11 protein-coding genes are annotated in these 14426 nt (G+C 33.9%); 9 read left to right on the forward strand and 2 right to left on the reverse strand.

The window, feature by feature from the left end; genetic code table 11:
• Positions 1-2 precede the first annotated feature (2 nt).
• Both ligA and CD127_RS04200 read left to right on the forward strand, forming a co-directional pair.
• Complete coding sequence (ligA, locus tag CD127_RS04195) at positions 3-2006, forward strand: NAD-dependent DNA ligase LigA (RefSeq protein WP_103365875.1); 2004 nt, start codon at positions 3-5, stop codon at positions 2004-2006.
• A 12-nt stretch (positions 2007-2018) separates the two neighbouring features.
• Positions 2019-3227, forward strand: a complete 1209-nt coding sequence (locus CD127_RS04200; RefSeq protein ID WP_103365876.1) for a CamS family sex pheromone protein — start codon at positions 2019-2021, stop codon at positions 3225-3227.
• Positions 3228-3980: 753 nt separating this feature from the next.
• On the opposite strand, the gene putP is transcribed toward CD127_RS04200, so the two are convergent.
• Complete coding sequence (putP, locus tag CD127_RS04205) at positions 3981-5519, reverse strand: sodium/proline symporter PutP (RefSeq protein WP_103365877.1); 1539 nt, start codon at positions 5517-5519, stop codon at positions 3981-3983.
• A gap of 442 nt (positions 5520-5961) precedes the next feature.
• Here putP and gatC point away from each other — a divergent pair, with 442 nt between their 5' ends.
• The 7 genes from gatC (at position 5962) to dinB (ending at position 13731) form a co-directional block, all read left to right on the forward strand.
• Positions 5962-6264 carry an Asp-tRNA(Asn)/Glu-tRNA(Gln) amidotransferase subunit GatC gene (gene gatC / locus CD127_RS04210; RefSeq protein ID WP_103298593.1) on the forward strand — a complete coding sequence of 101 codons (303 nt, stop codon included), beginning with the start codon at positions 5962-5964 and terminating at the stop codon, positions 6262-6264.
• A 1-nt stretch (position 6265) separates the two neighbouring features.
• Entirely contained in the window at positions 6266-7723 is a 1458-nt protein-coding gene (gatA, locus tag CD127_RS04215; RefSeq protein WP_103365878.1) for an Asp-tRNA(Asn)/Glu-tRNA(Gln) amidotransferase subunit GatA, read from the forward strand.
• 12 nt (positions 7724-7735) lie between these two features.
• The gene (gene gatB / locus CD127_RS04220) at positions 7736-9163 is read left to right on the forward strand and encodes an Asp-tRNA(Asn)/Glu-tRNA(Gln) amidotransferase subunit GatB (protein ID WP_103298591.1); all 1428 of its coding nucleotides are present in this window, start codon (positions 7736-7738) and stop codon (positions 9161-9163) included.
• A gap of 203 nt (positions 9164-9366) precedes the next feature.
• A complete protein-coding gene (locus CD127_RS04225) occupies positions 9367-10305 on the forward strand; it encodes a diacylglycerol kinase (protein ID WP_103365879.1) in 939 nt (312 codons plus the stop codon).
• Between the two features lie 151 nt (positions 10306-10456).
• Positions 10457-11827 (forward strand): 23S rRNA (uracil(1939)-C(5))-methyltransferase RlmD, encoded by a 1371-nt coding sequence (gene rlmD, locus CD127_RS04230; RefSeq protein ID WP_103365880.1) that lies wholly within the window; start codon positions 10457-10459, stop codon positions 11825-11827.
• 167 nt (positions 11828-11994) lie between these two features.
• A complete protein-coding gene (locus CD127_RS04235; protein WP_103298588.1) occupies positions 11995-12543 on the forward strand; it encodes a DUF3267 domain-containing protein in 549 nt (182 codons plus the stop codon).
• 117 nt (positions 12544-12660) lie between these two features.
• A complete protein-coding gene (gene dinB, locus CD127_RS04240) occupies positions 12661-13731 on the forward strand; it encodes a DNA polymerase IV (protein WP_103365881.1) in 1071 nt (356 codons plus the stop codon).
• Between the two features lie 51 nt (positions 13732-13782).
• Here the strand turns inward: dinB and CD127_RS04245 are convergent, their stop codons facing one another.
• Complete coding sequence (locus CD127_RS04245; RefSeq protein WP_103365882.1) at positions 13783-14337, reverse strand: 3'-5' exonuclease; 555 nt, start codon at positions 14335-14337, stop codon at positions 13783-13785.
• Between the last annotated feature and the right edge of the window lie 89 nt (positions 14338-14426).

Below are 14426 nucleotides of genomic sequence, written 5' to 3' on the forward strand. Positions count from 1 at the left end.
GAATGGAAAACATCCAACAACGTGTTAATGAACTACATGATTTATTAAATCAATATAGTTATGAATATTACGTGCAAGATAATCCTTCAGTTCCTGATAGCGAATATGATAAATTATTGCGCGAATTAATAGATATTGAAGAGGCACATCCTGAATACAAAACTGCTGATTCACCAACTGTACGTGTAGGAGGAGAAGCTCAATCTTCTTTTGAAAAGGTTGATCATGATACACCAATGCTTAGTTTGGGGAACGCCTTCAATGAAGAAGAATTACGACGTTTCGATGCACGTATCCGTGAACAAATCGGACAAGTTGAATATATGTGTGAATTAAAAATTGATGGTTTAGCTGTGTCACTGAAATATGTAGACGGACGCTTTGTGCAAGGATTAACACGTGGTAATGGAACAACAGGTGAAGATATAACAGAAAACCTACGTACCATTCATGCGATACCTCTAAAAATTAAAGAACCTTTAAATTTCGAAGTACGTGGTGAAGCTTATATGCCACGAAGTTCATTTATGGCTTTAAATGAAGAAAAAGAAAAGAATGAGGAACAGCCATTTGCCAACCCTCGAAACGCAGCTGCAGGTTCATTAAGACAATTAGATCCTAAGTTAGCAGCAAAACGTAAATTGAGTGTATTCTTATATAGCGTCAATGATTTTACTGATTTTGAAGCTACAACGCAAAGTGGGGCGTTAGATGAATTAGATCGCTTAGGATTTAAAACCAATCATGAACGTGAACGCGTTGCTGATATAGAAGGCGTATTAGAATATATTAAAAAATGGACAGAGCAACGTGAAAATTTACCTTATGATATAGATGGTATTGTAATTAAAGTTAATGACTTAGAACAACAAGATGAAATGGGCTATACACAGAAATCACCAAGATGGGCAATTGCTTATAAATTCCCAGCAGAAGAAGTAATTACTAAGTTACAAGACATTGAGTTAAGTATTGGACGTACAGGTGTGGTGACACCTACAGCTATTTTAGACCCAGTCCGCGTTGCAGGAACAACTGTTTCAAGAGCATCACTTCACAATGAAGATTTAATTAAAGAACGTGATATTCGTATCGGAGACAGTGTCGTTGTGAAAAAAGCTGGTGACATCATTCCAGAAGTCGTACGCAGTGTCATTGACCGTCGTCCTGAAGACGCCGTGCCATACCATATGCCGACGCATTGCCCAAGTTGTGGACACGAACTTGTACGTATTGAAGGAGAAGTTGCACTACGTTGTATTAATCCTCAATGCCAAGCACAATTAGTTGAAGGTCTTATTCACTTCGTTTCACGACAAGCGATGAATATTGATGGTTTAGGTACAAAGATTATCCAACAACTTTATCATAATCATCTAATTAAAGATGTTGCGGATATCTTCTATCTTACTAAAGATGATTTATTACCTTTAGAACGCATGGGCGCTAAGAAAGTAGATAATCTGTTAAATGCTATTGAAATGTCTAAATCGAATTCATTGGAACATCTATTATTTGGCTTAGGTATTCGTCATTTAGGCGCTAAAGCAAGCCAAGTCCTTGCTGAGAAATATGAAACGATGGACCGTTTGCTTGAAGTAACAGAAGAAGAATTGGTAAGTATCCATGACATTGGTGATAAATTAGCGCAATCCGTTGTTACTTATCTTGAAAATGAAGATATTAAAGAATTAATTGAAAAACTTAAGCATAAGAATGTTAATATGAAGTATAAAGGTGTCAAATCTAGTGAAATAGAAGGGCATCCTGATTTTAAAGATAAAACAATAGTGTTAACAGGAAAGCTACAACAAATGACACGTAAAGAAGCGACGGCTTGGTTGGAAATGCAAGGAGCAAAAGTTACAAGTAGTGTGACTAAAAGCACTGACATAGTCATTGCTGGCGAGGATGCAGGTTCAAAATTAACCAAAGCAGAAAAATTTGGCACAACAGTTTGGACTGAAGACCAATTTGTAGCGAAACAAAATGAAATATCAGGTTAGAGGAGTACGGCAATGAAGCGGACACTACTATTAGTTATAATTTCGCTCGTGCTATTAGCGGCATGTGGCAACGGTAATAGTAATAAAAATGATCAATCAGTTAATAAGCAACAAGATACACAATCAAATTCAAATAATGTTAAAACAATCGCTACCGATAAAAATGTTCAAGGCGATAATTACAGAACAATCTTACCATTTAAAGAAAGTCAAGCACGTGGTGTCTTACAAGATAATATGGCAAATAGCTATAATGGGGGAGACTTTGAACATGGCTTACTAAACCTAAGTAAAGAAGCCTTTCCTACAGATAAATACTTATATCAAGATGGTCAGTATTTAAATAAAGATACGATTAATGCTTATTTAAGTCCTAAGTATTCTAAAAAAGAAATCGATAAAATGAGTGAAAGTGAGAAAAAATCTAAAAAAGCAAATCAGAATTTAGGTTTAAACCCTTCTCATGATGGAGAAACGAAACCAGAAAAAATTGCTGACAATTCTCCTGCCTATTTATCGAATATTTTAGAACAAGATTTCTATGATAGTAATGATACTAAAGGTTCTAACATTAAAGGTATGACAATTGGATTAGCTATGAATAGTGTATATTATTATCAAAAAGAAAAAGATGGACCAACGTATAGTAAAGACCTTGATGATAAAGAGATTGAAAAACAAGGTAAAGCGATGGCATCTGAAATGTTAACGCGATTACGCGCTAATGATGATTTAAAAAATATTCCTATTCAATTTGCTATTTATAAACAATCAGGTCAAGATTCAATTACACCTGGTGAATTTATCGCAAATACAGTGGTAGATGATGATCAAACTAAAATCAGTAAGTGGAATAAAATTAATGAAGTATCAACATTATTACCTTCTGCGACTGCTGAGAAGTATGATGAAAACTTAAATAATAACTTCAAACAATTTAATAATAATTTGCAGTCATATTTCACTAACTTTACTCAAGCAGTAGGGAAAATCAAATTTGTTGATAAAAAGCCACAACAATTAACGATTGATTTACCAATTGATTATTATGGTCAAGCTGAAACAATTGGCATTACGCAATATGTGACTACACAAGCTGAAAAATATTTTGACAATATTGATAGCTATGAAATTCGTATTAAAGACGGTAATAATGCGCGTGCTTTAATTACAAAAACTAAAGATGATAAAGAACCACAAGTTCATATTTATGATAATTAATGAAGTAAGTTTAGAAAATTATTCATAAAAATAGCCAGTAAATGAATTTATAAAACCCATTTACTGGCTTCTTTATTTACAATACTTTGTTTTGTCGACTCGCTTGTCTATGGGATTGGATCGAGCCGTAGTCTTGTAAAGCAGTTCTTAAATGGATTGTCATTGCACTTTAGTTGAGATGCTTGCCTAGGGGGCTGGGTCGAGCCTTGGTCTTGTAAAGTAGTTCTTAGATGAATGTTACTCATTTTGTTGCGACGCTTTCTTGCGGGAAAGGCTTAAGCTTGTAGAATTATAAAGGCGTTCTTAGATAGATGTTCACTCACTTAAGTTGCTAAGCTTTCCAGGGGTGCCGTCTCAGCCTGTAGTCTTCGACTGGCACTGCTCCCCTAGGAGTCTACACAACTACGTTTCGTTATCTATCTTAGAACGCCTTACGCAAGTACACGGGCACTTGTGTTCAATATAAAAAAATGCCAAGAGTCGCGCAACGCCATTCGTTATTCATCTTAGAACTACTTACGTTCATCATTAAACGTAAACCTCTCAGGTGTCACACAACGTCATTCGTAGTTCATCTTTAGAATTTCTTACATTATTAATATGTAATTTTAAATATGCATACTTTAAAAATAAGGTACTTTCGTATAATTTAATGAGAATCATTAAACTAACTAAGTACCTTACAAAAATGAATTTACATATTTTATTAATGAAAGCTTCAATTCTGAGTCTCATTATTTAATATTTGAGTATTTATTTTTCTCTTACGATTGATTTAACTTTATCTAAATCTCGTTTTACAAATTCACCAGGTGATTGAGTTAATAAGCTGACAACATAAGTTACGATGACACTAGCTAAGAAACCAGGAATGATTTCATACATACCGAATAACTCGTTGATATTAGCTAAAGGTTTAATCCATACTATCCAAACAATCACGACTAGGGCACCAGCGACCATACCACTTACAGCGCCAGCACGTGTTAACTTTTTCCAGTATAAAGAGAAAAGAACAAGTGGACTGAATGAAGCACCGAAGCCTGCCCAAGCATTACCAACTAAGTTAAGTATCGTGTCATTTGGAGACCAAGCAATCGCAATTGCTACAATCGCTACTGCTAATACAGATAAACGGCCAACTAACACGAATTCTTTCTGATGAGTATTAGCTCGTTCTTCACCACGAAATAGTTTATAAAAGTCTTCAGTTAATGAACTTGAAGTAACTAATAGTTGAGATGAAATTGTGCTCATAATGGCAGCAAGGATAGCTGCTAATAAGAATCCACCAACTAATGGATGGAATAGAATTTGGCTCATAATAATAAATAACGTTTCTGGATCTTCCATTTTAATATGATTATCAGAAATAAAGGCAATACCTGTTAAACCAACGCCTACTGCACCTAAAAGACCTACAGCCATCCAGCTAATACCTAGACGACGAGCTTTTGGTAATAATTTATGTGATTTGATAGACATAAATCGAACGATAATATGAGGCTGTCCAAAATAACCAAGCCCCCAAGCAAAAAGTGAAATGATACCTAAAAATGTAGTACCTCTAAATAAATCCATATTTGTTGGTTTCATTTCAGCAACACGGTGAAACGTATCCCAACCATTAAGTTGCATCATTGCTACGATAGGCACCATGACCATTGCTATTAACATGATTACCCCTTGGAAGAAGTCAGTGATAGATACAGCTAAATATCCTCCAAAGAAAGTATAAAGTATCACGATGACCGCTACTAAGATTAAACCGAAATGATAATTTAATCCAAATGCGCTTTCGAATAATTTACCTCCAGAAACAAATCCAGAATGCGTATATAAAGTAAAGAATACGACAATGATGAGACCAGAAATAATTTTGATAATGTTTTGTTTATCATTTAGACGATTTTTGAAAAAGTCTGGAAGCGTGATAGCATCTCCAGCGATTTCTGTATACACTCTTAAACGTGGTGCGACTACTAAATAGTTAATATAAGCACCAAGTGTAAGACCAATAGTAATCCATATTGCTGATAGGCCAGTGCTATAAACTGAACCTGGTAGTCCCATAATCATCCAACCACTCATATCAGAGGCGCCTGCAGATAATGCAGTAATGTAGGGACCAATGCTTCTCCCGCCCAACATATATTCACTTAAATTACCTGTGGCTTGTTTGTAACCATAATAGCCAATAACTAATAAAATAATAAAATAAATCGCAATCATGATATAAGTTTGCCAATCTGTGTTAACATGACTGCTTAAACTTGCTCCCAAAGTAAACATCTTTATACCCCCTTTATTCTTTTTAGGTGAATGCTTATAAAATATTTAGTTTCAATAGATTATGAATAACTGCACCTATAAATTAAATTAGTTACATGTAATATTATACATTATAATGAATACATTAGAGAAGTATTATTTTAGAAAATGTGTACTAATTAACTTTTAACATTAGTTAGTAAGCGTTTTCTTAAATAAAATCTAATTAATGAATGTTTATACTTTAATTGCATAATTTATATTATTTAAACCTTTATAAAGTATTTGAATTATGAATAATTTTAAATAAGTTACATAAAGAAGTAGAGTTATACTTAGTTAATTTTCAAAAAAAGCGAGATTAAGCACTATACCAATATGAATTATGAGAAATATTTAGATTTTTCATCGGAAATTTGATACAATTTTATGATGAATGAGTAATAAGGAGGCTTTTTAATTAATGACTAAAGTTACACGCGAAGAAGTTGAACATATAGCACATTTAGCAAGACTTCAAATTTCTGAAGAAGAAACAGAAATTATGGCTAACACGCTTGAAAGTATCTTAGATTTTGCGAAACAAAATGATACAGCTGTTACAGAAGGTGTTGAGCCAACTTATCATGTATTAGATTTACAAAATGTGTTACGTGATGACAAAGCAATCGAGGGCATTCCTCAAGAACTTGCATTAAAAAATGCTAAAGAAACAGAAGATGGTCAATTTAAAGTACCAGCTATCATGAATGAGGAGGACGCTTAAGATGAGTATTCGCTATGAATCAGTTGAAAAATTATCAGAAATGATTAAAAACAACGAGATCAAACCTTCTGAAATTGTTAAAGATATTTATGATGCAATTGAAGAAACTGATCCAACTGTTAAATCATTTTTAGCTTTAGATAAAGAAAATGCAATCAAAAAAGCTGAAGAGCTAGATGAGTTGCAAGCTAAAGGCCAAATCGAAGGTAAATTATTTGGTATTCCAATGGGTATCAAAGATAACATTATTACTAAAGACGTTGAAACAACATGTGCTAGTAAAATGTTAGAAGGTTTCGTGCCTATCTATGAATCTACTGTAATGAATAAATTAAATAATGAAAATGCCGTGTTAATTGGTAAATTAAACATGGATGAATTCGCAATGGGTGGTTCAACAGAAACATCTTACTTCAAAAAAACAGTAAACCCATTTGATCATTCAGCAGTACCAGGTGGTTCTTCAGGTGGTTCTGCAGCAGCAGTTGCAGCTGGTTTAGTACCATTTAGTTTAGGTTCAGATACAGGTGGTTCAATCAGACAACCTGCAGCTTACTGTGGTGTAGTAGGTATGAAACCAACATATGGTCGTGTATCACGTTTCGGTCTTGTAGCATTCGCTTCATCATTAGACCAAATTGGACCAATCACACGTAACGTTAAAGATAATGCTTTAGTTTTAGAAGCCATTTCAGGTGTTGATGAACACGATTCAACAAGTGCACCAGTAGAAGATGTAGATTTCACATCAGAAATTGGTAAAGACATTAAAGGTCTAAAAATTGCATTACCTAAAGAATATTTAGGTGAAGGTGTAAGCGAAGACGTTAAAGAAGCAGTTAAAAATGCTGTTGAAACTTTAAAATCTTTAGGCGCTGACGTAGAAGAAGTTTCATTACCAAACACTAAATATGGTATTCCTTCATATTATGTTATCGCATCATCTGAAGCATCAGCTAACTTAGCTCGTTTCGATGGTATTAGATATGGTTACCACTCTAAAGAAGCACAAACGTTAGAAGAATTATACAAAATGTCTAGATCAGAAGGATTTGGCGATGAAGTAAAACGCCGTATCTTCTTAGGTACGTTTGCATTAAGTTCTGGTTACTATGATGCATACTACAAAAAATCTCAAAAAGTAAGAACATTAATTAAAAATGACTTTGATAAAGTATTTGAAGATTATGATGTTGTAGTAGGTCCTACTGCACCAACAACTGCATTCAACTTAGGCGACGAAATCGATGATCCTATAACAATGTATACTAATGACTTATTAACTACGCCTGTTAACTTAGCGGGTCTACCAGGTATTTCTGTTCCTTGTGGCCAAGCAAACGGACGTCCAATCGGTTTACAATTCATCGGTAAGCCTTTTGATGAAAAAACGTTATACCGTGTTGCATATCAATATGAAACACAATTCAATTTACATGACGCATACGAAAAATTATAAGGAGTGGAAATAATGCATTTTGAAACAGTTATCGGACTTGAAGTTCACGTTGAGTTGAAAACAGACTCAAAAATGTTCTCTCCATCACCAGCACACTTTGGAGCTGAACCTAACTCAAATACTAATGTTATTGATTTAGCATATCCAGGTGTTTTACCAGTTGTTAATAGAAGAGCTGTAGACTGGGCTATGCGTGCATCAATGGCACTTAACATGGATATTGCTACACATTCTAAATTTGACCGTAAAAACTATTTCTATCCAGATAATCCAAAAGCTTATCAAATTTCTCAATTTGACCAACCAATTGGTGAAAATGGATATATTGATATTGAAGTAGATGGTGAAACTAAACGTATTGGTATTACTCGTCTTCACATGGAAGAAGATGCTGGTAAATCAACACATAAAGATGGTTACTCTTTAGTTGACTTAAACCGTCAAGGTACACCATTAATCGAAATCGTATCTGAACCAGATATTCGTTCACCTAAAGAAGCATATGCTTACTTAGAAAAATTACGTTCAATCATTCAATACACTGGCGTTTCTGACTGTAAGATGGAAGAAGGTTCATTACGTTGTGATGCCAACATTTCATTACGTCCATATGGTCAAAAAGAATTCGGTACTAAAACTGAATTGAAAAACCTTAACTCATTTAACTATGTAAGAAAAGGTTTAGAATATGAAGAAAAACGTCAAGAAGAAGAATTATTAAATGGTGGAACAATCGGACAAGAAACTCGTCGTTTCGATGAATCTACTGGTAAAACAATTCTTATGCGTGTAAAAGAAGGATCAGATGACTATCGTTACTTCCCAGAACCAGATATCGTACCTTTATACGTAGATGACGAGTGGAAAGAACGCGTACGTCAAACTATTCCAGAATTACCAGACGAACGTAAAGCGAAGTATGTAAACGAATTAGGTTTACCTGAATACGATGCACATGTATTAACACTTACTAAAGAAATGTCAGACTTCTTTGAAGGTGCTATCGAGCACGGTGCTGACGTTAAATTAACTTCTAACTGGTTAATGGGTGGTGTGAATGAGTATCTTAATAAAAATCAAGTTGATTTAGAAGATACTAAATTAACACCTGAAAACTTAGCAGGAATGATTAAACTTATTGAAGATGGCACAATGAGTAGTAAAATTGCTAAGAAAGTCTTCCCAGAATTAGCTGAAAATGGTGGAGATGCTAAACAAATCATGGAAGATAAAGGTTTAGTACAAATTTCAGATGAGGCTACTTTAACTAAATTTGTTACTGAAGCTTTAGATAATAACCCACAATCTGTAGAAGATTATAAAAATGGTAAAGGTAAAGCAATGGGCTTCTTAGTCGGTCAAATCATGAAAGCGTCTAAAGGCCAAGCTAATCCACAAAAAGTAAACCAAATTTTAAAACAAGAATTAGATAAACGATAAAATTAATTCTATAAAAATCCATCTCATGATAAAAGGAAGACAAACCTTATGTCCTATTCCCATCATTTGAGGTGGATTTTTTGTTTTTTTATAAATTTTATAATTTTTAAATAATCTTGATTAAGATAATTGGATGAAATACTTTTATCTCACTCCTAAATCATTTAATATAAGTGTATGTAAAAAAAGTTGAGGGATAATTTATGAGAAAACGTGCAAGAATCATCTATAATCCAACTTCTGGAAAGGAAATGTTTAAGCGAACTTTACCAGATGTTTTAATAAAATTAGAACGTGCAGGCTATGAAACAAGTGCATACGCAACTGAAAGGGAAGGCGACGCTACACTTGAAGCGGAACGTGCACTGAAACAAAATTATGATATTCTTATTGCTGCAGGTGGCGATGGTACTTTAAATGAAGTCGTAAATGGGATTGCAGAACAACCAAATCGTCCCAAACTCGGCATTATACCAATGGGTACAGTAAATGATTTCGGTCGCGCTTTACATTTGCCAAGTGACATTATGGGAGCTGTAGATGTAATAATAGAGAATCATACGACGAAAGTAGATATTGGTAAAATGAATAATCGCTATTTTATCAATCTAGCAGCTGGTGGGAAATTGACTCAAGTCTCTTATGAAACACCTAGTCGTTTGAAATCCATTGTAGGACCATTTGCGTATTACATAAAAGGTTTCGAAATGTTACCTCAAATGAAGGCAGTCGACTTAAGAATTGAATATGATGATAATGTCTTCCAAGGTGAAGCATTACTATTTTTATTAGGATTAACTAATTCTATGGCTGGCTTTGAAAAGTTAGTACCAGACGCTAAGCTAGACGACGGACATTTTACTTTAATTATCGTTGAAAAAGCTAACCTAGCAGAACTAGGGCATATCATGACATTAGCATCAAGAGGGGAACATACGAAACATCCGAAAGTGATTTATGAAAAAGCAAAATCTATCAATATATCTTCATTTACAGAAATGCAACTAAATGTAGACGGAGAATATGGTGGTAAATTACCAGCTAATTTCTTAAATTTAAAACGTCATATTGAAGTATGTACGCCTAAAGATATTCACAATGAAGAGTTAACTGAAGACCAACAAGATGACGTGGAACATTAAGTAAGGTCAAAAAGCCGAACGACATAAAAGTGAAAATTAAATAATTTAATAAATATTAAGAAGAGGTTGAGTCATAGTTTGACAACACAGGGGAAGTATCATCACCTATATTAAGCTACTCAAACCTCTTTTTCATGTGGGGTGAAAAAGAGTGGAAGCATTAAAGAAAAACGACATAAAACAGGGACATGTAGTCGACTTAACGCATGAAGGTCACGGCGTCGTTAAATTTGACCGCTATCCTGTATTTATTCCAAATGCGCTAATTAATGAGGAAATAGAATTTAAAATTATTAAAGTGAAGAAGAATTTCGCTATTGGAAAATTGCTTGAAGTTAAACAAGCGAGCGAAGACCGAGTTGAACCTCCTTGTAAATATTATTGGAAGTGTGGAGGATGTCAATTACAACATATGACATATGAAGCGCAACTCGCTATGAAGAAAGAACAAGTGGTAAATCTTTTCCATAGAAAAGCGCAGTTTAACGAGACGTTAATCAATGACACGATAGGTATGGAAGACCCATGGCGTTATAGAAATAAATCACAATTACCTATTGGGAAAAATAAAGATAATCACACTATTATGGGATATTATCGTCAAAGAAGTCATGACATCATTGATATGGATAGTTGTTTGATTCAAGATCAGCAACATCAAGAGATTATGAATCATGTTAAACAGTGGCTTATTGATTTCAATATAAGTATATATAATGAGCGTACTAAGAAAGGACTATTAAGACATTTAGTTATTCGTACAGGGCATTATACAGATGAAATGATGGTTATTTTTGTGACGAACGGTTCTAAATTTAAACAGGCTCAATTATTAGTTGAAAAGTTAACTCACACGTTTCCAAACATAACGAGTATTAAACAAAATATTAATGATAGCCATTCTAATGTGATTATGGGACAACAATCTATTACATTATATGGCAAAGATAAAATTATTGATTCATTAAGTGATATTACCTTCAAAATTAGTGACCAATCGTTCTATCAAATTAACTCAAGTCAGACGGAAAAATTATATGGAAAAGCCATTGAGTATGCACAATTAAATGGACAAGAAACAGTGCTTGATACTTATTGTGGAATTGGCACAATTGGTTTATACATGGCACCAGTAGCTAAACATGTATACGGAGTGGAAGTTGTGCCATCAGCAATTAAAGATGCCAAGCAAAATGCGACCTTAAACGGATTTGATAATACGACTTTTGTCTGTGGTAAAGCAGAGGAAGTCATTATAGAATGGAAACAACAAGGAATTAAACCAGATGTAGTCATGGTCGATCCTCCCAGAAAAGGATGCGATGAAACCTTCTTACAAACACTTCTAGCACTTAACCCGAAACGTATTGTTTATATTTCTTGTAATCCTTCTACACAACAACGAGATGCACAAATTTTAGCCTCTAGTTATGACTTAAAAGAGATTACACCAGTGGACATGTTCCCTCAAACAACACACATTGAAACGGTTGCTTTATTTGAAAGAAAAGAAGATAAATAAACAATTTTTATCTTTTTAGAAGTGGTTAATTCTTCTTTCATATTCAATCTAGTTTGATTAATATTAAGAAATGATTACAGAGTGTTTAATTTACAAAAAAATACTTTTTTTCTTTTATTTGTCCATGTATACTATGAATGAATTAAGAGGGATAGGGGGTCATAATTGTGCATAAAATCGATTTAAATCATAACCGATTAAACTTATCGAAGTTTATTGCCATACAAATCGTCGTTATATTATTTGCAATTTTACTAACATATAAATGGGCTTTTTCATTTACAAAAGTGATCGAACAATCATTTTTAACTAATATAGTATTTGGGTTATTAGGCTTTGGTATCGTCCTAGCTATACATGAATTAATCCATCGTTTTTCTTTTTATGTTTTTTCAAAAGGGGAGAAACCTCATTTTAAATATAAAAAAGGAATTTTATTAATTCATATTTCGAAAAAGTACTTCAATAAATGGCAATTTTGTACAATTATGTTAGCTCCAGCGATTATGATTACTGCTGCTTTAATGGTTTTATTTAGTTTTTATTCTTACTCATCGATTATCTTTATGTTAAGTATACATATTGGTTATTGTTTACTTGATTTATATTTAGTAGGTATCGTGTTAATTAATAAATTCAAATACGTTCAAGCCACTGACGAAGGTTTATATATGTATCACTATCAACCATTCCAAGCTCAGAATGATTACGAATAATATAAGTTAAGTCTCAATACAATCGTACTATGCACATCTCATGAGTTTTACTCATAGACGCAGTATAATTGTATCGAGGCTTTTTTTATTTTTATTTTCAGGAAAAGGAGGGACATGATGGCAGAAAGACGTATTGTGCATATCGATATGGATTGTTTTTACGCACAAGTCGAAATGAGAGATAATCCTAAGCTACGTGGGAAACCTGTAATCGTAGGAGGAAAAGCAAGTAACCGTGGTGTAGTGTCGACAGCATCTTATGAGGCACGTAAATATGGCGTTCATTCTGCCATGCCGATGTCTCAAGCGCATAAACTATGTCCTAATGGTTATTATGTTAGAGCGCGTTTTGATGCGTATCGTGAAGCTTCTGGTATTATTATGAATATTTTTAAAAGCTATACAGATGTTGTTGAACCGCTTGCTTTAGATGAAGCGTATTTAGATATTACTCATTTAGTGAGACCAGATATGCCGGCTTCTAAAATTGCTGCCTTTATTCGTCGAGACATTTTCGAAAAAACGGGGTTAACCTCTTCAGCGGGCGTCTCATATAATAAGTATTTGGCTAAACTGGCGAGTGGGATGAATAAGCCGAATGGCATGATGGTCATTGATTATAATAATGTGCATGATATTCTTATGAAGTTGGATATTGGGGAGTTTCCCGGTGTCGGAAAAGCGTCGAAGAAGATTATGCATGAACATGAGATTTATACTGGAAAAGATTTGTATGAGAAATCAGAGTTCGAATTAATTCGCTGGTTTGGTAAAAAAGGAAGAGGACTATACAACAAAGCGAGAGGCATCGATAACAGTGAAGTTAAAGCCACGCGTATTCGCAAATCTGTAGGTACTGAGCGCACCTTCTCAACAGATGTGAACGATGATGATGAGATTCTAAGGAAAGTGTGGGAGTTATCAAGTAAGACGGCAGAACGCTTAGCTAAACTACAAAAGTCTGGCAGTACAGTAACTGTAAAGATTAAGACCCATAAATATGAAACATTCTCCAAACAACGTAGTTTAAGAGAAATGGTAAGTAGTGAAACAGACATTTATAACGTGGCATATGATTTGTATAATGAATTAAAAGATCCGGATGTACCTATTCGCTTAATCGGAGTAACAGTCGGAAACTTAGAACAAGCCACATATCAAAATATGACCATATATGATTTTATTTAGAAGATAAAGGTTTATCGTTTTATAAGACAAATTTGACTCTAGTCTTAGATATCAACCTTTATCTTTTAAATTTTTACCATAAATCTGTAACATACTATCCAGATTATCATAGTGTTTTAACAATCTAAACGTAATCATGGCGCATGCTTTCGCATCGTTCAGTGCATCATGATGCCCATGGAAATCCAATTTATAATGGTTCATTAAATGCTTTAAGCCATAGCGATAAGCGCTAATTGTGCGTTTAGCTAATTGATAAGAACAGAAATACATTAAAGAAGGCGTTTCTATTTTTAATTGCTTTAAACTTTGATGTAGCACATTCATATCAAACGCTGCATTATGCGCTACCACAGGAAGCTCGTCAATGAATTGCAACATATAAGGATAGACATATGCAAAGCTAGGCGCATCTTTAACATCTTCAGGCTTTATGCCATAGACAGCTATATTTGTTTTTGAAAAGTAATCAAATGGATTTACTAGCGTATAGAATGATTCTATGATTTCATTATCAACTACTTTCACCATACCAACTGAACAAATACTAGTACGCTTACCATTAGCTGTTTCAAAATCGAGTGCTACAAATGAATTACTAGACATATACGGCTCCTTTCTTTAATTAAAGATGTTGTTAGTTTAGCTTAATATCGCTTAAAATAACAGAAAGTTGCACACAAAATAACCCGTAT

The sequence above is a fragment of the Staphylococcus petrasii genome (assembly GCF_002902565.1).
In the GTDB taxonomy this organism is placed as follows: Bacteria; Bacillota; Bacilli; order Staphylococcales; family Staphylococcaceae; genus Staphylococcus; species Staphylococcus petrasii.

Bases quoted from the DNA above. Each gene is read 5' to 3' on its own strand.
- ligA (WP_103365875.1), top strand. From the start codon at position 3: ATGGAAAACATCCAACAACGTGTTAATGAACTACATGATTTATTAAAT.
- CD127_RS04200 (WP_103365876.1), top strand. From the start codon at position 2,019: ATGAAGCGGACACTACTATTAGTTATAATTTCGCTCGTGCTATTAGCG.
- putP (WP_103365877.1), bottom strand. From the start codon at position 5,519: ATGTTTACTTTGGGAGCAAGTTTAAGCAGTCATGTTAACACAGATTGG.
- gatC (WP_103298593.1), top strand. From the start codon at position 5,962: ATGACTAAAGTTACACGCGAAGAAGTTGAACATATAGCACATTTAGCA.
- gatA (WP_103365878.1), top strand. From the start codon at position 6,266: ATGAGTATTCGCTATGAATCAGTTGAAAAATTATCAGAAATGATTAAA.
- gatB (WP_103298591.1), top strand. From the start codon at position 7,736: ATGCATTTTGAAACAGTTATCGGACTTGAAGTTCACGTTGAGTTGAAA.
- CD127_RS04225 (WP_103365879.1), top strand. From the start codon at position 9,367: ATGAGAAAACGTGCAAGAATCATCTATAATCCAACTTCTGGAAAGGAA.
- dinB (WP_103365881.1), top strand. From the start codon at position 12,661: ATGGCAGAAAGACGTATTGTGCATATCGATATGGATTGTTTTTACGCA.
- CD127_RS04245 (WP_103365882.1), bottom strand. From the start codon at position 14,337: ATGTCTAGTAATTCATTTGTAGCACTCGATTTTGAAACAGCTAATGGT.